The sequence below is a fragment of the Pseudomonas sp. BF-RE-21 genome, from assembly GCF_019947305.1.
Taxonomy (GTDB): Bacteria; Pseudomonadota; Gammaproteobacteria; order Pseudomonadales; family Pseudomonadaceae; genus Aquipseudomonas; species Aquipseudomonas migulae.
In genome coordinates this window covers 42,036-57,819 of record NZ_JAGYGF010000039.1, presented here as the reverse complement: position 1 = coordinate 57,819, position 15,784 = coordinate 42,036, and the positions used below count along the sequence as shown (strand labels likewise).

Here is a 15,784-nt window from a genome sequence, read left to right as displayed (position 1 = left end):
TCCACACCCCCAATGGCCTTCAGCGCCAACCCCACACACTCACCCACCTTCACCTGAATCCCCTCAACATCCCCCCGACGCACCAACAACCCAAAAACCTCCCGCTCATAATCACTCATGATCGGATCATCCCGCAGAATCGGACTCGACCCCTCCGACTCATAAGCCAGCTTGAGACAGAACAAAGCAACAGTTTCCAGCAGCAGTTCCATGGGATGAATCCTTGAGAATTGTCGTGCCCGCCGAAACAAGCGAGAAGGTCAAAAGCATCGCCAGCAAGCCGGCTCCTACAGGTCGGTGGGGTGTCAGCCACTTTATCGCAGACGAAAAAAAAGGCCTTGCAAAGCAAGACCTTTCTTAATTTTGGTGCCCCGAGGGAGACTCGAACTCCCACTCCTTTCGAAAACGGATTTTGAATCCGCCGCGTCTACCAATTCCGCCATCAGGGCTCAATGGCGGCGAAGTATAGAGATGAGATTACCGTCGGTCAATCAGGTACATAGAGAATTTTCACTATTTCGGCTAGACTTCCGGGCCCTGCTAGACGAACCCCATCATGCGCGTTGCTGACTTTACTTTCGAACTCCCTGATTCGCTGATTGCTCGCCACCCTTTGGCCGAGCGTCGCAACAGTCGCCTGTTGACCCTTGATGGGGTCAGCGGCGCCCTGGCACACCGTCAATTCACTGATTTGCTTGAGCATTTGCGCCCGGGCGATTTGATGGTGTTCAACAATACCCGGGTGATTCCGGCGCGGCTGTTTGGCCAGAAGGCTTCCGGCGGCAAGCTGGAAATCCTGGTGGAGCGGGTGCTCGACAGTCATCGCGTGCTGGCCCATGTGCGGTCCAGCAAGTCGCCGAAGCCGGGTTCGAAGATCCTGATCGATGGCGGTGGCGAAGCCGAGATGCTCGCCCGTCACGATGCGTTGTTCGAGCTGGGCTTTGCCGAAGAGGTGTTGCCGCTGCTCGACCGCGTCGGGCACATGCCGTTGCCTCCTTATATAGACCGCCCGGATGAAGGCTCGGACCGCGAGCGTTATCAGACGGTGTACGCCGAGCGCCTGGGCGCGGTGGCGGCGCCGACGGCGGGGCTGCATTTCGATCAGCCGCTGATGGACGCGATTGCGGCCAAGGGCGTCGAGACGGCGTTCGTGACCTTGCACGTTGGCGCGGGCACGTTCCAGCCGGTGCGGGTCGAGAAGATCGAAGACCACCACATGCACAGCGAATGGCTGGAAGTCGGCCAGGACGTGGTCGATGCCGTTGCGGCGTGCCGCGCTCGCGGTGGGCGCGTGGTGGCGGTGGGGACCACCAGCGTGCGTTCGCTGGAAAGTGCCGCGCGCGATGGCGTGCTCAAGCCGTTCAGTGGCGACACCGACATCTTTATCTACCCGGGCCGGCCGTTTCATGTGGTCGATGCCCTGGTCACCAACTTCCATTTGCCCGAATCCACGCTGTTGATGCTGGTTTCGGCGTTCGCCGGTTATCCCGAAGCCATGGCCGCTTATAAAGCCGCCGTTGAGCATGAATACCGCTTTTTCAGCTACGGTGATGCGATGTTTATCACCCGTAATCCCGCACCACGTGGCCCTGAGGACAAAGAATGAGTCGCCAAAGTCGTATGTCGTTTGAGTTGCTTGCTACTGACGGCAAGGCTCGTCGCGGTCGCTTGACCTTCCCGCGCGGTACCGTCGAGACCCCGGCCTTCATGCCGGTGGGCACGTACGGCACCGTGAAGGGCATGCTGCCGCGGGACATCACCGCGACCGGCGCGGAAATCATTCTGGGCAACACCTTCCACTTGTGGCTGCGTCCTGGCACCGAAGTGATCAAGAAGCACGGCGACCTGCACGATTTCATGCAGTGGAAAGGCCCGATTCTTACAGACTCCGGCGGTTTTCAGGTGTTCAGCCTGGGCGCGATGCGCAAGATCAAGGAGGAGGGCGTGACCTTCGCCTCTCCTGTCGACGGCGCCAAGGTGTTCATGGGCCCGGAAGAGTCGATGCAGGTCCAGCGTGACCTGGGCTCGGACATCGTGATGATTTTCGACGAATGCACGCCGTACCCGGCTGACGAAGACGTCGCTCGGGTATCGATGGAGCTGTCGTTGCGTTGGGCCAAGCGTTCGAAAGAAGCCCATGGCGACAACACGGCGGCGCTGTTCGGTATCGTTCAGGGCGGCATGCACCAGGATCTGCGCATGCGTTCGCTGGAAGGCCTCGACAAGATCGGCTTTGATGGCCTGGCTATCGGCGGTTTGTCGGTGGGCGAGCCGAAGCACGAGATGATCAAGGTGCTGGATTACCTGCCGGGTCAGATGCCGGCTGACAAACCTCGTTACCTTATGGGCGTTGGCAAACCGGAAGATCTGGTTGAGGGTGTGCGCCGCGGTGTGGACATGTTCGATTGCGTGATGCCAACCCGTAATGCCCGCAATGGGCATCTGTTCATTGATACTGGCGTGCTGAAGATCCGTAACGCGTTCCATCGCCATGATGATTCGCCGCTCGATCCGACCTGCGATTGCTATACCTGCCAGAACTTCTCTCGCGCTTATCTGCATCACCTGGACAAGTGCGGCGAAATGCTGGGAAGCATGCTCAATACCATCCATAACTTGCGTCATTATCAAGTGCTTATGGCTGGTTTGCGCGAGGCTATTCAACAGGGTACATTGGCCGCCTTTGTCGATGCCTTCTACGCCAAACGCGGGTTACCTGTTCCGCCTTTGGACTGAGTTTTCTGACCCCAAGATTCAACATTTGCAACTGGAGTGCTAAATGAGCTTTTTTATCTCGAATGCCATGGCTGACGCCGCTGCACCGGCCGCTGCCGGCCCAATGGGTGGCGGTTTTGAGTGGATTTTCCTGGTCGGTTTCCTGGTCATCTTCTACCTGATGATCTGGCGTCCACAGGCCAAGCGCGCCAAAGAGCAGAAGAACCTGCTGAGCAGCCTGCAAAAAGGCGACGAAGTTGTGACCACCGGCGGCATCGCCGGCAAGATCACTAAAGTGGCTGACGATTTCGTGGTTCTGGAAGTTTCCGACACCGTCGAAATGAAGTTCCAGAAAGGCGCCATTGCCGCCACGCTGCCAAAAGGCACGCTGAAAGCGATCTAAGTTTCAACTTCTACTCAATCGACGGGGCGCGCAAGGCGCCCCGCGTCATAAGCGGGCGGCGTGATGCTGAACAAATACCCTCTGTGGAAATACATTCTGATCCTGGCGGTGCTGGCGATCGGTCTGATTTATTCCGCTCCCAATCTTTATCCTGATGACCCGGCCATTCAGGTCAGCGGTGCAAGCACTGCGCTGCAGGTCAATCAGGCTGATCTGGATCGAGTGAGCGCTGCGCTCAAGGAATCCGGGATCAACGTCAAGGCGGCCACGCTGGCGACCAACGGCAAGGGCGGTCTGATTCGTCTGGTCAAGGCTGAAGACCAGTTGCCTGCCAAGGACGTCGTGCGCAAGGCGTTGGGTGATGACTACGTCGTTGCTCTGAACCTGGCACAAACCACCCCGCAATGGCTGCGCAGCCTGGCCGCGCACCCGATGAAGCTGGGTCTGGACTTGTCCGGTGGTGTGCACTTCCTGCTCGAAGTGGACATGGACAAAGCCCTCGACGCACGCTTGAAAGTGTACGAAGGCGATGTAAAGAGCCTGTTGCGTAAAGAGAAACTGCGCTATCGCAGCCTGCCGCAACTGGGCGGTGCCATTCAGCTGGGCTTCTCTGATGAAGCTTCCCGTGAACAGGCCCGTGCGCTGATCCGCAAGAACTTCAACGATTTCGACATTGTTCCGGCCGACCTCAATGGTCAGGCGGTGCTGCGTCTGGCGATGACCCCGGCCAAGCTGGCGGAAATCCGCGAATACTCCATCAAGCAGAACTTGACCACGGTACGTAACCGCGTCAACGAGCTGGGTGTTGCCGAACCGATCGTTCAGCGTCAGGGCGCCAACCGCATCGTGGTTGAGCTGCCGGGCGTACAAGACACCGCAGAAGCCAAGCGTATCCTCGGCAAGACGGCCAACCTTGAGTTCCGTCTGGCTGCTGAGCCTGGCGCTTCGAAAGCCACTTCCGAATCCTTCGAGTTCCGTGAGGGCAATCGTCCTCCTGCGCTGATCGAGCGTGGCCTGATCATCACCGGCGACCAGGTAACTGACGCCAAGGCTGGCTTCGGCGAGCACGGCACGCCAGAAGTGAACATCCGTCTGGATGGCCACGGTGGCGAGCTGATGAGCCGCGCAACCCGTTCGAACGTCGGTCGCAGCATGGCGGTGATCTTCATCGAGCAGCGTCCGGTCACCACTTACACCAAGCAAGTGGTCGATGGCGTCGAAAAAGACGTGGCGGTGCAGTCGTTCAAGGAAGAGAAGAAGATCATCAGCCTGGCGACCATTCAGTCGCCGCTGGGTGCTCAGTTCCGCATCACTGGCCTGAACGGCCAGGGCGAATCGTCCGAACTGGCGCTGCTGTTGCGTGCCGGTGGTCTGGCGGCGCCGATGTACTTCGCTGAAGAACGCACCATTGGCCCGAGCCTGGGTGCGGACAACATCACCAAAGGTATCGATGCATCGCTGTGGGGCATGCTGTTTGTCTCGCTGTTCATCATCGCCATCTATCGCTTCTTCGGCATCATCGCCACCGTTGCGCTGGGTGTGAACATGGTGCTGCTGCTGGCACTGATGTCGCTGCTGGGTGCAACGCTGACCCTGCCGGGTATCGCCGGTATCGTATTGACCATGGGTATGGCGGTCGACGCCAACGTACTGATCTTCTCGCGGATTCGTGAAGAGATCGCTGCGGGCATGACCGTACAACGGGCAATCAACGAAGGTTTCGGTCGCGCATTCACGGCGATTCTCGACGCCAACCTGACCACCTTGCTGGTGGGCGGGATCCTGTTTGCCATGGGTACAGGTCCGGTCAAAGGCTTCGCAGTGACCATGTCCCTCGGGGTTTTGACTTCGATGTTCACGGCCATCATGGTCACCCGCGCGATGGTCAACTTGATCTTCGGCGGTCGTGACTTCAAGAAGTTGTGGATTTAAGGGGCTGCCATGTTACGTACAATCAACTTCATGGGCGTTCGCAACTTCGCGTTCGGCGTCACATTGTTCCTTACTGCGCTGGCCATTTTCAGTGTCTTCCACAAAGGCATGAACTGGGGGCTGGACTTCACCGGCGGTACGCTCATCGAGCTGACCTACGAGCGTCCGGCCGACGTCACCAAGGTGCGTGAGCAGCTGGTTTCGTCCGGTTATCACGAAGCCATCGTGCAGAACTTCGGCGCAACGACCGATCTGCTGGTGCGCATGCCTGGCGAAGACCCGCAGTTGGGTCATCAGGTGGCAGCGGCGTTGCAGAAGGTTGGCGGCGATAACCCGGCGACGGTCAAGCGCGTCGAGTTCGTCGGCCCGCAGGTGGGTGAAGAGCTGCGCGACCAGGGCGGCCTCGGCATGCTGATGGCGCTGGGCGGCATCCTGATCTACCTGGCGTTCCGCTTTCAGTGGAAATTCGCCGTCGGTGCGATCGTTTCCTTGATTCACGACGTGATCGTGACCATCGGTATCCTGTCGTTCTTCCAGATCACCTTCGACCTGACGGTGCTGGCGGCGGTACTGGCGATCATCGGTTACTCGCTCAACGACACCATCGTGGTATTCGACCGGGTTCGTGAGAACTTCCGTGTACTGCGCAAGGCCAGCCTGATCGAGAACATCAATATCTCGACCACGCAAACCCTGCTGCGGACTATCGCGACGTCGGTTTCCACCTTGTTGGCGATTGCAGCACTGCTGTTCTTCGGTGGTGACAACCTCTACGGCTTCTCCCTGGCACTGCTGGTGGGTGTTCTGGCCGGTACTTACTCGTCGATCTACATCGCCAACGTGGTGTTGATCTGGCTGAACCTGAGTTCCGAAGACCTGATCCCGACGGTGAATACCGAGAAGGAAGTCGACGACCGTCCTTGAGGACTCTCTAGTCCAGAGCAGTTCCCCAGGGATGTAGTCCAAAAAGGCGCGAGTTGAACTCGCGCCTTTTTTTATGCTCCAAGGCTGGGAGAAGCACGGGTTTATCCCGCATGTGATGGTCAGGAGGTTCATGTGAACAAGTCGATGCTGGTTGGTGCTGTACTGGGTGCTGTCGGTGTGACTGCCGGGGGTGCTGTGGCCACCTACAGCCTGGTAAAAAATAACGGCCCCGAGTATGCGCAAGTGCTCGCCGTTGAGCCGGTCAAGACGCAAATCAAGACTCCACGTGAAGTGTGCAAGGATGTAGCGGTCACCCGGCAAGCGCCGGTGAAAGATCAACACCAGATTGCCGGTACGGTGGTAGGTGCGCTGGCAGGCGGTCTGCTGGGTAACCAGATCGGCGGCGGCACCGGCAAGAAAATTGCCACTGTTGCGGGCGCGGTCGGTGGTGGTTACGCCGGCAACAAGGTGCAGGAGGGCATGCAGGAGCGTGACACCTACACCACGACGCAAACCCGCTGTAACACGGTGAATGACATCAGCGACAAGGTTGTGGGTTACGACGTTCGTTATTCGCTGGACGGCAAGGAAGGCAAGGTGCGGATGGATCGTGATCCGGGCAACCAGATTCCGGTGGATAAGGAAGGTAAGTTGATCCTGACGCAGAATGAACAGGCGCATTGATGAGCTGATTGTCAGCCGCTGAAAAAGAAGCACCCTTCGGGGTGCTTTTTTTGTACCCAAAATTCACGCAACCCCCTGTAGGAGCCGGCTTGCCGGCGATTGCGGTGTAACTGTTGATATAAATGTTGAATGTCAGACCGTTATCGCCGGCAAGCCGGCTCCTACAGGGATATGCGGTGTTCTTGAGGGCGAATTCCAGGCATAAAAAAGCACCCCGAAGGGTGCTTTTTTCTGTCGCTGGAAGCTTAGCGCTTCAGCGAGGCCGGCAGGTGCGGCTGGATCGCCGTCAGCACTGCCTTGAAGCACTTGGTGTTGCCGGCAACGATGTGGCCTTTCTCAAGGAAATCGTGACCGCCGGTGAAATCGCTCACCAAGCCGCCAGCTTCCTGGATCAGCAGGGCGCCTGCAGCCATGTCCCACTCGGACAGGCCCGACTCCCAGAATGCGTCGAAACGGCCGGCAGCCACGTAGGCCAGGTCCAGGCTCGCGGAGCCAGCGCGGCGGATGCCGGCGGTCTGGCCAACCAGGGCGCGGAACATGCCCAGGTAGTTGTCGAGGTTGTCCATCTGGTCGTCACGGAACGGGAAGCCGGTGCCCAGCAGGGCGCCGTCCAGGCTGGTGCGGCCGCTGACGCGCAGGCGACGACCGTTCAGTTGAGCGCCGCGACCACGGCTGGCGGTGAATTCTTCCTGGCGAACCGGGTCCAGAACAACAGCGTGTTCCAGGCGACCGCGGTATTTGCAGGCGATGCTGACAGCGAAGTGAGGAATGCCGCGCAGGAAGTTGGTGGTGCCGTCCAGCGGATCGATGATCCACAGGTATTCTTCGCCTTCGATCCCGGTGCCGGCGTGCATGCCGGTTTCTTCACCCATGATCGAGTGGTTCGGGTAAGCCTTGCGCAGCGCGTCGATGATTTTCTGTTCAGCGGCGCGATCCACCTCGGATACGTAATCCTTGGCGTCTTTTTCGTCGACCTTGATGGTATCCAGGCGCTCGATGGAGCGGAAGATCAATTCACTGGCGCTGCGGGCGGCGCGCAGCGCGATATTCAGCATGGGCTGCATGGATGTGTCACCTAAGGTTGTTAAAGAAAGCCGGGCATTCTATCAGAACTTTTCTACAGGTGAAGGTCAGTGTTCGCTTTCATAGCTTAACGGTAGGTTGAGCTGTAAGATTCGGCTCCCGATTATTGTGTTCGAGAACGCCTCCCGTGCTGCAAAACATTCGTGTCGTCCTGGTCAATACCAGCCACCCCGGCAATATCGGCGGGGCTGCGCGTGCCATGAAGAACATGGGCCTGTCGCGGCTGGTGCTGGTCGAACCACGGTTGTTCCCGCACCACGAAGCCGATGCCCGTGCATCTGGCGCCGGGGACATCCTTGAAAACGCGCAAGTCGTCGCCACTTTGGAAGATGCCTTGGTCGGCTGCAATCTGGTGCTCGGCACCAGCGCCCGTGACCGGCGCATTCCCTGGCCGCTGCTCGATCCCCGCGAATGCGGGACGAAAGTGGTCGAGGAAGCCGGGCAGGGCGCCGAAATCGCCTTGGTATTTGGTCGTGAAGATTCCGGCCTGACCAATGAAGAGCTGCAGCGATGTCATTATCACGTGCACATCCCATCAGACCCTGAGTTCAGTTCGCTGAACCTTGGGGCGGCGGTGCAGGTGTTGAGCTATGAAGTGCGCATGTCCTGGCTGGCGGCCCAAGGCCAGCCGAGCAAGGTCGAGAAGGAAGAAGTGGCCTCGGTCAAAAGCGCTGAGCTGGCGACCATGGATGAGCTGGAGCGGTTCTATGAGCACCTGGAGCAAACCCTGGTGGCCATCGAGTTCCTCGATCCTGAAAAGCCACGGCACTTGATGGCGCGCCTGCGTCGGTTGTACGGACGAAGCTCGGTCAGCCGGGCGGAAATGAATATATTGCGTGGCATCCTCACGGAAACCCAGAAAGCGGCCCGTGGTGAGCTTCTAAAGCGGAAGGATTAATGATGTTCGAGCGTTTGCGTGAAGATATCCAGAGTGTTTTCCATCGTGACCCGGCGGCGCGTAACGCTTTTGAAGTCCTGACTTGCTACCCGGGCATGCACGCCATCTGGATCCACCGGTTGTCGGCAGCCTTGTGGCGCGCCGAGCTGAAATGGCTGGCGCGGCTGGTGTCGAACTTCGGTCGCTGGTTGACCGGGATCGAGATCCATCCGGGCGCCAAGGTCGGTCGTCGGTTCTTCATTGACCATGGCATGGGCATTGTCATCGGTGAAACCGCCGAGATCGGCAATGACGTCACCCTTTATCAGGGTGTGACGCTGGGCGGCACCAGCTGGAATAAAGGCAAGCGTCACCCGACACTGGAAGACGGTGTGGTGGTGGGGGCTGGTGCCAAGGTGCTCGGCCCGTTCACCGTGGGTGCCGGCGCCAAGGTCGGTTCCAATGCCGTGGTGACCAAGGCTGTGCCGCCCGGTGCGACAGTGGTCGGCATTCCAGGGCGGATCATCGTCAAATCCGATGAAGAGCAGGACGCCAAGCGCAAGGCCATGGCCGAGAAGATCGGTTTCGATGCCTACGGTGTTGGCGAAGACATGCCGGACCCGGTGGCGCGTGCCATTAACCAATTGCTCGATCACCTGCAGGCTGTTGATGGTCGTCTGGAGGGGATGTGCGGGGCGTTGAAGGATCTGGGCAGTAATTACTGTGCGAAAGATCTGCCTGAGCTGCGCGAAGAAGACTTTGCATGTGTGAAGGACAAGGATCAGAGCCAGGCCAGCTAGACCGAGTCGACCCCTTCGCGGGCAAGCCTTGCTCCTACAGGATTAACGAAACCCTTGTAGGAGTGAGCCTGCTCGCGATGAACGATGACTCGGTATTACTGGCTGTAACCGCCCAGCCTTTGTTATGATGCGGCCGCTCTTTTGCGGGTAAACCTGACTAAAGTACTAGGTCTTATAGTTGACTTAAATACTCGGGAATTGCATACTCGCCCCATTCCGAACTCCGTGGTAATTGTCCATGCGACTGACTACAAAAGGCCGATACGCCGTGACCGCCATGCTTGATCTGGCGTTGCATGCGCAGCACGGGCCCGTGTCCCTGGCCGATATCTCCGAGCGCCAAGGCATCTCCCTGTCCTACCTCGAACAGCTTTTTGCCAAATTGCGCCGCAGCAATCTGGTGTCCAGCGTCCGTGGTCCGGGCGGCGGTTACCAGCTGTCCCGCGACATGCAGGGCATCCAGGTCGCCCAGGTGATCGATGCAGTAAACGAATCGGTCGATGCCACCAAGTGCCAGGGGCAGGGCGATTGCCATCAAGGCGACACCTGCCTGACCCACCACCTGTGGTGCGACCTGAGCCTGCAGATCCACGAATTTCTGAGCGGTATCAGCTTGGCTGATCTTGTTACTCGCCGTGAGGTACAAGAAGTAGCCCAGCGTCAGGACCAGCGTCGTTGCAACAGCAAGACGCCACGCCTGGACAAGATTGAAGCGTCCGCCGTCGAATGACAGCCAAAGAGCTAGCGGCACGCCAGCCAGCCTGATTTAGGAGATAGTCCATGAAATTGCCGATTTACCTTGATTACTCTGCGACCACCCCGGTTGATCCGCGTGTTGCGCAAAAGATGAGTGAATGCCTGCTGGTCGACGGAAACTTCGGTAACCCGGCGTCCCGTTCCCACGTGTTCGGCTGGAAAGCTGAAGAGTCCGTCGAAAACGCCCGTCGTCAGGTCGCAGACCTGGTCAACGCCGATCCGCGTGAAATCGTCTGGACCTCCGGTGCCACCGAGTCCGACAACCTGGCAATCAAGGGTGCGGCGCATTTCTATGCGACCAAGGGCAAACACCTGATCACCACCAAGATTGAGCACAAGGCTGTCCTCGACACCATGCGCCAACTGGAGCGTGAAGGCTTCGAAGTGACCTACATCGAGCCTCGCACTGACGGTCTGGTTACGCCGGAAATGATCGAAGCTGAACTGCGTGACGACACCATCCTGGTTTCGGTCATGCACGTGAACAACGAAATCGGCACCATCAACGACATCGCAGCCATCGGCGAACTGACCCGCTCCAAAGGGATCCTGTTCCACGTCGACGCCGCTCAGTCCACCGGCAAGGTCGAGATCGACCTGCAGAAGCTGAAAGTCGACATGATGTCGTTCTCCGCCCACAAAACCTACGGCCCTAAAGGCATCGGCGCGCTGTACGTCAGCCGCAAGCCGCGTGTGCGCATCGAAGCGACCATGCACGGCGGCGGTCACGAGCGCGGCATGCGTTCCGGCACCCTGGCGACCCACCAGATCGTCGGCATGGGTGAAGCCTTCCGCGTAGCCAAGGAAGACATGGCTGCCGAGAACGTGCGTATCAAAGCCTTGAGCGACCGTTTCTTCAAACAGGTCGAAGACCTGGAAGAGCTGTACGTCAACGGCAGCATGACCGCCCGCGTTCCGCACAACCTGAACCTGAGCTTCAACTACGTTGAAGGCGAGTCGCTGATCATGGCGCTCAAGGATCTGGCGGTTTCGTCCGGTTCGGCTTGCACCTCGGCTTCGCTGGAGCCTTCGTACGTACTGCGCGCCCTGGGCCGCAACGACGAACTGGCACACAGCTCGATCCGCTTCACCTTCGGTCGTTTCACCACCGAAGAAGAAATCGACTACGCCGCGCAGAAAGTCTGCGAGGCCGTTACCAAGCTGCGCGCTCTGTCGCCGCTGTGGGACATGTACAAAGACGGTGTCGACATTTCGAAAATCGAGTGGGCGGCACACTGATTTCAAGTCGCCGCAAACCAGGCCCTGTAAACTTAAGGTAGGCAGGGCTTCAAGAGCGACTCTCTGATGAGTGAGGATTAAGAATCATGGCTTACAGCGAAAAGGTCATCGACCACTACGAAAACCCGCGTAACGTCGGCAAGATGGACGCGGAAGACCCGGATGTCGGCACCGGCATGGTCGGCGCTCCGGCGTGCGGCGACGTGATGCGCCTGCAAATCAAGGTCAACGAGCAAGGCATCATCGAAGACGCCAAGTTCAAGACCTACGGTTGCGGTTCGGCTATCGCCTCCAGCTCCCTGGCGACCGAGTGGATGAAAGGCAAGACTCTGGATGAAGCAGAGACCATCAAAAACACTCAACTGGCCGAAGAACTGGCTCTGCCGCCGGTGAAAATTCACTGCTCCGTACTCGCTGAAGACGCTATCAAAGCGGCCGTTCGCGACTACAAGCAGAAGAAAGGCTTGATCTGATTTTCAAGATTTTGCGACGAGTAAGGAGTCACCGATGGCTATCAGCATGACAGAAGCGGCTGCTCGACACGTGCGACGCTCCCTCGACGGGCGCGGCAAAGGTGAAGGGATTCGTCTGGGTGTTCGCACCACGGGCTGTTCCGGCCTTGCCTACGTGCTGGAGTTTGTCGACGAGGTGGTTGCCGAGGATCAGGTGTTCGAAAGTCACGGCGAGAAAGTGATCATCGACCCGAAAAGCCTGGCCTACCTGGACGGCACCGAGCTCGATTTCGTCAAGGAAGGGTTGAACGAAGGCTTCAAGTTCAACAACCCCAACGTACGCGGTGAATGTGGCTGCGGCGAAAGCTTCAACATCTGAGGCTTCTTGTGGGTACTCCTTGTCATTTCGCTTTATTTGAGCTGCAACCGAGTTTCAATCTGGACCTCGATCAGCTGGCTACGCGCTACCGTGAGTTGGCGCGCAGTGTTCATCCGGACCGTTTTGCGGACGCTTCCGAGCGCGAGCAACGGCTGGCGCTAGAGCAATCCGCGAGCCTCAACGAGGCCTACCAGACGCTCAAAAGTCCCCCGAAGCGCGCGCGATACCTGCTCGCCCTGAATGGTGGCGAGCTGCCGCTGGAGGTCACGGTGCATGATCCGGAGTTTCTTCTGCAACAGATGGAGTTGCGCGAAGAGCTCGAAGACCTGCAGGACAGCGCCGACCTGAATGGCGTTGCCGTCTTCAAGCGTCGTTTGAAAGTTGCTCAGGAAAAACTGAACGACAGTTTCGCAGCCTGTTGGAATGATGCAGCGCAACGTGAACAGGCCGAACGCCTGATGCGGCGCATGCAGTTCCTCGACAAGCTCACCTACGAAGTGCGCCAGTTAGAAGAGCGCCTCGACGATTAACCCAGTGCCGCTCCGGTCGCACGCCTGATATACAGATAAGTCCTGATCACGATGGCCCTACTGCAGATCGCCGAACCCGGCCAAAGTCCTCAACCGCACCAGCGTCGTCTGGCTGTGGGGATCGACTTGGGCACTACCAATTCGCTGGTCGCTGCATTGCGCAGTGGTCTTTCCGAGCCTCTGGCTGACGCTGACGGGCAGGTCATCCTGCCGTCCGCCGTGCGTTACCACGCCGATCGCGTCGAAGTGGGCGAGTCGGCCAAGCTGGCTGCCGCTACCGATCCGTTGAACACCGTGCTGTCGGTCAAGCGCTTGATGGGTCGTGGTCTGTCCGACGTCAAGCAATTGGGCGAGCAACTGCCGTACCGCTTTGTCGGTGGCGAGTCGCACATGCCGTTCATCGAAACCATTCAGGGGCCGAAAAGCCCGGTTGAAGTCTCCGCCGATATCCTCAAGGTGTTGCGTCAGCGCGCTGAAGCGACATTGGGTGGCGAACTGGTGGGGGCGGTGATCACCGTTCCGGCCTATTTCGACGATGCTCAGCGTCAAGCCACCAAGGACGCGGCCAAACTGGCCGGCCTCAACGTGCTGCGTTTGCTCAATGAGCCGACCGCCGCTGCCGTGGCTTACGGTCTGGATCAACATGCTGAAGGCCTGGTCGCGATTTATGACCTGGGCGGCGGCACCTTCGATATTTCGATTCTGCGCCTGACCGGCGGTGTGTTCGAAGTGCTGGCCACCGGCGGCGACAGCGCCCTGGGCGGCGATGACTTCGACCATGCGATTGCCGGCTGGATCATCGAGAGCGCCGGTTTGTCCGCCGATCTCGATCCGGGTGCGCAACGTAACCTGCTGCAAACTGCCTGCGCGGCCAAGGAAGCGCTGACCAATGTTGCGGTCGTTGAAGTCGCTTATGGCGACTGGAAAGCCGAGCTGACTCGCGATGCGTTCAATGCGCTGATCGAGCCGATGGTTGCTCGCAGCCTGAAAGCCTGCCGTCGCGCGGTGCGTGATTCCGGCGTCGAGCTGGAAGACGTGCACGCGGTGGTCATGGTCGGCGGTTCGACCCGTGTGCCTCGCGTTCGTGAAGCCGTCGCCGAAGCCTTCGGTCGCCAACCGTTGACTGAAATCGACCCGGATCAAGTGGTGGCCATCGGTGCCGCGATCCAGGCCGATACGCTGGCCGGCAACAAGCGCGATGGCGGCGAACTGCTGTTGCTCGACGTGATTCCGTTGTCCCTGGGGCTGGAAACCATGGGCGGCCTGATGGAGAAGGTGATTCCGCGCAACACCACCATTCCCGTCGCTCGTGCCCAGGATTTCACCACGTACAAAGATGGCCAGTCGGCCATGGCGATCCACGTGTTGCAGGGTGAGCGCGAGCTGATCAGCGACTGCCGTTCCCTGGCACGCTTCGAGTTGCGCGGCATTCCGGCGATGGTCGCGGGTGCAGCGAAGATCCGCGTGACCTTCCAGGTCGACGCCGACGGTCTGCTCAGTGTCTCGGCCCGTGAGTTGGGTTCGGGTGTTGAAGCAAGCATTCAGGTCAAGCCGTCCTACGGCCTGACCGACGGCGAAATCGCCAAGATGCTCAAGGATTCGTTCCAGCACGCCAACGACGACAAGGTCGCCCGTGTGCTGCGTGAGCAGCAGGTCGATGCCCAGCGTCTGATCGAAGCGGTGCAAGCCGCTCTCGAAGCCGACGGCGAGCGTTTGCTCGACGCCGAGGAGCGCATGGTCATCGAATTGCAGATGCAGGAACTGACCGAACTGATGAAAGGTGCCGATGGTTACGCCATTGAGCAGCAGACCAAGCGTCTGTCGCAAGTCACCGATGCCTTTGCTGCCCGCCGCCTGGACTCGACGGTGAAAGCCGCGCTGGCGGGGCGCAATCTGAATGAAATCGAGGATAACTGATGCCGCAGGTCATTTTTCTGCCACACGAGAAGTTTTGCCCGGAAGGCATGGTGGTCGAGGCTGAGCCCGGTACATCGATTCTCGAACTGGCCCATGAGCACCATATCGAGATGGAAAGTGCCTGTGGCGGCGTTTGCGCCTGTACCACTTGTCACTGCATCGTTCGAGAAGGGTTTGATTCGCTGGAAGAAGCGGATGAACTGGAAGAAGATTTCCTCGATCGTGCCTGGGGTCTGGAAGCTCAATCGCGTCTGGCCTGCCAGGCGATCGTCGGGACCGAAGACCTGACCATCGAGATTCCGAAGTACTCGCTCAACCACGCCGCCGAAGCGCCGCACTGATTCAAGGAACTGTCATGAGTCTCAAGTGGACTGATGTGCTGGAAATCGCAATCCAGCTGGCTGAAAGCAAGCCCGATGTTGACCCTTTGTCGGTCAACTTCGTCGATCTGCGCAAGTGGGTGATGGAATTGCCCGAGTTCGACGACCTGCCTGAGCATTGTGGCGAAAAGATCCTCGAGGCCATTCAGGCCCACTGGATCGAAGAACGCGACTGAGCCACGCTGCAGGTTAGGCAATACCCAAGAACCCGCGTATAATTCGCGGGTTTAATTTTTCACAAATTACCGTTTCTGGAGTTACACCATGGCTGTTCAACGTACTTTCTCCATCATCAAGCCTGACGCTGTTGCTAAAAACGTCATCGGCGAGATCACCACTCGTTTCGAAAAAGCAGGCCTGCGCGTTGTAGCTTCGAAACTGAAGCAACTGTCCAAAGCCGAAGCTGAAGGCTTCTACGCTGAGCACAGCGCTCGTGGTTTCTTCGGCGACCTGGTTGCTTTCATGATCTCCGGTCCTGTTGTTGTTCAGGTTCTGGAAGGCGAAAACGCTATCGCTCTGAACCGTGAGCTGATGGGCGCTACCAACCCTAAAGAAGCTGCTGCCGGCACCATCCGTGCTGACTTCGCTGATTCCATCGACGCCAACGCTGTACACGGTTCGGACTCCGAAGCCGCTGCTGCTCGCGAAATCTCGTACTTCTTCGCAGCTACTGAAGTAACCACTCGCTAAGCATTGGCTTAAGAGTGAAGGTG

Annotated in this window: 18 protein-coding genes, 1 tRNA gene and 1 pseudogene; 17 read left to right on the top strand and 3 right to left on the bottom strand. The window is 58.7% G+C overall.

Translation table 11 applies throughout. The features are described from left to right. Together KGB25_RS21765 and KGB25_RS21760 are read right to left on the bottom strand one after the other, a co-directional pair. Positions 1-212 (bottom strand): annotated as a pseudogene (locus KGB25_RS21765) (hypothetical protein); the annotation flags it as partial. A gap of 152 nt (positions 213-364) precedes the next feature. Continuing rightward, a tRNA-Leu gene (locus KGB25_RS21760) sits at positions 365-449 on the bottom strand. Between the two features lie 107 nt (positions 450-556). Between KGB25_RS21760 and queA the strand changes: the two genes are divergently transcribed. The 6 genes from queA to KGB25_RS21730 all read left to right on the top strand — a co-directional run bounded on the left by queA (position 557) and on the right by KGB25_RS21730 (position 6,658). Then, positions 557-1,606, top strand: a complete 1,050-nt coding sequence (gene queA / locus KGB25_RS21755) for a tRNA preQ1(34) S-adenosylmethionine ribosyltransferase-isomerase QueA (RefSeq protein WP_192420785.1) — start codon at positions 557-559, stop codon at positions 1,604-1,606. Positions 1,607-1,620: 14 nt separating this feature from the next. Next, complete coding sequence (gene tgt, locus KGB25_RS21750; RefSeq protein WP_162130615.1) at positions 1,621-2,736, top strand: tRNA guanosine(34) transglycosylase Tgt; 1,116 nt, start codon at positions 1,621-1,623, stop codon at positions 2,734-2,736. Positions 2,737-2,779: 43 nt separating this feature from the next. Continuing rightward, positions 2,780-3,118: a preprotein translocase subunit YajC gene (gene yajC, locus KGB25_RS21745; RefSeq protein WP_007916913.1), complete on the top strand. Its 339-nt coding sequence runs from the start codon at positions 2,780-2,782 to the stop codon at positions 3,116-3,118. A 63-nt stretch (positions 3,119-3,181) separates the two neighbouring features. Beyond that, entirely contained in the window at positions 3,182-5,050 is a 1,869-nt protein-coding gene (secD, locus tag KGB25_RS21740; RefSeq protein ID WP_008025484.1) for a protein translocase subunit SecD, read from the top strand. A 9-nt stretch (positions 5,051-5,059) separates the two neighbouring features. Next, entirely contained in the window at positions 5,060-5,974 is a 915-nt protein-coding gene (secF, locus tag KGB25_RS21735; protein WP_008025485.1) for a protein translocase subunit SecF, read from the top strand. A 132-nt stretch (positions 5,975-6,106) separates the two neighbouring features. Continuing rightward, a complete protein-coding gene (locus tag KGB25_RS21730) occupies positions 6,107-6,658 on the top strand; it encodes a glycine zipper 2TM domain-containing protein (protein WP_008025488.1) in 552 nt (183 codons plus the stop codon). Positions 6,659-6,903: 245 nt separating this feature from the next. Here the strand turns inward: KGB25_RS21730 and suhB are convergent, their stop codons facing one another. Further along, a complete protein-coding gene (gene suhB / locus KGB25_RS21725) occupies positions 6,904-7,722 on the bottom strand; it encodes an inositol-phosphate phosphatase (protein WP_008014726.1) in 819 nt (272 codons plus the stop codon). A gap of 146 nt (positions 7,723-7,868) precedes the next feature. On the opposite strand from suhB, the gene trmJ reads away from it, so the two are divergent. The 11 genes from trmJ (at position 7,869) to ndk (ending at position 15,761) form a co-directional block, all read left to right on the top strand. Beyond that, positions 7,869-8,639, top strand: coding sequence for a tRNA (cytosine(32)/uridine(32)-2'-O)-methyltransferase TrmJ (trmJ, locus tag KGB25_RS21720; protein WP_008025492.1), 771 nt, complete (start codon positions 7,869-7,871; stop codon positions 8,637-8,639). A 2-nt stretch (positions 8,640-8,641) separates the two neighbouring features. Then, a complete protein-coding gene (gene cysE / locus KGB25_RS21715) occupies positions 8,642-9,418 on the top strand; it encodes a serine O-acetyltransferase (protein WP_008025494.1) in 777 nt (258 codons plus the stop codon). Between the two features lie 238 nt (positions 9,419-9,656). After that, the gene (gene iscR / locus KGB25_RS21710; RefSeq protein WP_008042436.1) at positions 9,657-10,148 is read left to right on the top strand and encodes a Fe-S cluster assembly transcriptional regulator IscR; all 492 of its coding nucleotides are present in this window, start codon (positions 9,657-9,659) and stop codon (positions 10,146-10,148) included. Positions 10,149-10,198: 50 nt separating this feature from the next. Then, on the top strand, positions 10,199-11,413 hold the full coding sequence (locus KGB25_RS21705) for an IscS subfamily cysteine desulfurase (protein WP_008025496.1): 1,215 nt from the start codon (positions 10,199-10,201) through the stop codon (positions 11,411-11,413). Between the two features lie 86 nt (positions 11,414-11,499). Further along, positions 11,500-11,886, top strand: a complete 387-nt coding sequence (iscU, locus tag KGB25_RS21700; protein WP_003443374.1) for a Fe-S cluster assembly scaffold IscU — start codon at positions 11,500-11,502, stop codon at positions 11,884-11,886. A 34-nt stretch (positions 11,887-11,920) separates the two neighbouring features. Continuing rightward, the gene (gene iscA, locus KGB25_RS21695; protein ID WP_003227904.1) at positions 11,921-12,244 is read left to right on the top strand and encodes an iron-sulfur cluster assembly protein IscA; all 324 of its coding nucleotides are present in this window, start codon (positions 11,921-11,923) and stop codon (positions 12,242-12,244) included. A gap of 8 nt (positions 12,245-12,252) precedes the next feature. Next, a complete protein-coding gene (hscB, locus tag KGB25_RS21690; protein ID WP_008025499.1) occupies positions 12,253-12,774 on the top strand; it encodes a co-chaperone HscB in 522 nt (173 codons plus the stop codon). A 51-nt stretch (positions 12,775-12,825) separates the two neighbouring features. Continuing rightward, the gene (gene hscA / locus KGB25_RS21685; RefSeq protein ID WP_223436579.1) at positions 12,826-14,691 is read left to right on the top strand and encodes a Fe-S protein assembly chaperone HscA; all 1,866 of its coding nucleotides are present in this window, start codon (positions 12,826-12,828) and stop codon (positions 14,689-14,691) included. Beyond that, positions 14,691-15,032 (top strand): ISC system 2Fe-2S type ferredoxin, encoded by a 342-nt coding sequence (gene fdx, locus KGB25_RS21680; RefSeq protein ID WP_008025503.1) that lies wholly within the window; start codon positions 14,691-14,693, stop codon positions 15,030-15,032. Before hscA ends, fdx begins: the two co-directional genes overlap by 1 nt. Positions 15,033-15,046: 14 nt before the next feature. After that, entirely contained in the window at positions 15,047-15,247 is a 201-nt protein-coding gene (gene iscX / locus KGB25_RS21675; RefSeq protein WP_008025505.1) for a Fe-S cluster assembly protein IscX, read from the top strand. Between the two features lie 88 nt (positions 15,248-15,335). Next, positions 15,336-15,761 (top strand): nucleoside-diphosphate kinase, encoded by a 426-nt coding sequence (ndk, locus tag KGB25_RS21670; RefSeq protein ID WP_007916882.1) that lies wholly within the window; start codon positions 15,336-15,338, stop codon positions 15,759-15,761. Positions 15,762-15,784: the final 23 nt, after the last annotated feature.

Excerpts from the sequence above, each read along its gene's own strand:
- ndk (WP_007916882.1), top strand. The coding sequence starts at position 15,336 with ATGGCTGTTCAACGTACTTTCTCCATCATCAAGCCTGACGCTGTTGCT.
- fdx (WP_008025503.1), top strand. The coding sequence starts at position 14,691 with ATGCCGCAGGTCATTTTTCTGCCACACGAGAAGTTTTGCCCGGAAGGC.
- queA (WP_192420785.1), top strand. The coding sequence starts at position 557 with ATGCGCGTTGCTGACTTTACTTTCGAACTCCCTGATTCGCTGATTGCT.
- hscA (WP_223436579.1), top strand. The coding sequence starts at position 12,826 with ATGGCCCTACTGCAGATCGCCGAACCCGGCCAAAGTCCTCAACCGCAC.
- cysE (WP_008025494.1), top strand. The coding sequence starts at position 8,642 with ATGTTCGAGCGTTTGCGTGAAGATATCCAGAGTGTTTTCCATCGTGAC.
- yajC (WP_007916913.1), top strand. The coding sequence starts at position 2,780 with ATGAGCTTTTTTATCTCGAATGCCATGGCTGACGCCGCTGCACCGGCC.
- suhB (WP_008014726.1), bottom strand. The coding sequence starts at position 7,722 with ATGCAGCCCATGCTGAATATCGCGCTGCGCGCCGCCCGCAGCGCCAGT.
- iscX (WP_008025505.1), top strand. The coding sequence starts at position 15,047 with ATGAGTCTCAAGTGGACTGATGTGCTGGAAATCGCAATCCAGCTGGCT.
- KGB25_RS21705 (WP_008025496.1), top strand. The coding sequence starts at position 10,199 with ATGAAATTGCCGATTTACCTTGATTACTCTGCGACCACCCCGGTTGAT.
- iscA (WP_003227904.1), top strand. The coding sequence starts at position 11,921 with ATGGCTATCAGCATGACAGAAGCGGCTGCTCGACACGTGCGACGCTCC.
- secD (WP_008025484.1), top strand. The coding sequence starts at position 3,182 with ATGCTGAACAAATACCCTCTGTGGAAATACATTCTGATCCTGGCGGTG.
- iscU (WP_003443374.1), top strand. The coding sequence starts at position 11,500 with ATGGCTTACAGCGAAAAGGTCATCGACCACTACGAAAACCCGCGTAAC.
- secF (WP_008025485.1), top strand. The coding sequence starts at position 5,060 with ATGTTACGTACAATCAACTTCATGGGCGTTCGCAACTTCGCGTTCGGC.
- tgt (WP_162130615.1), top strand. The coding sequence starts at position 1,621 with ATGTCGTTTGAGTTGCTTGCTACTGACGGCAAGGCTCGTCGCGGTCGC.
- iscR (WP_008042436.1), top strand. The coding sequence starts at position 9,657 with ATGCGACTGACTACAAAAGGCCGATACGCCGTGACCGCCATGCTTGAT.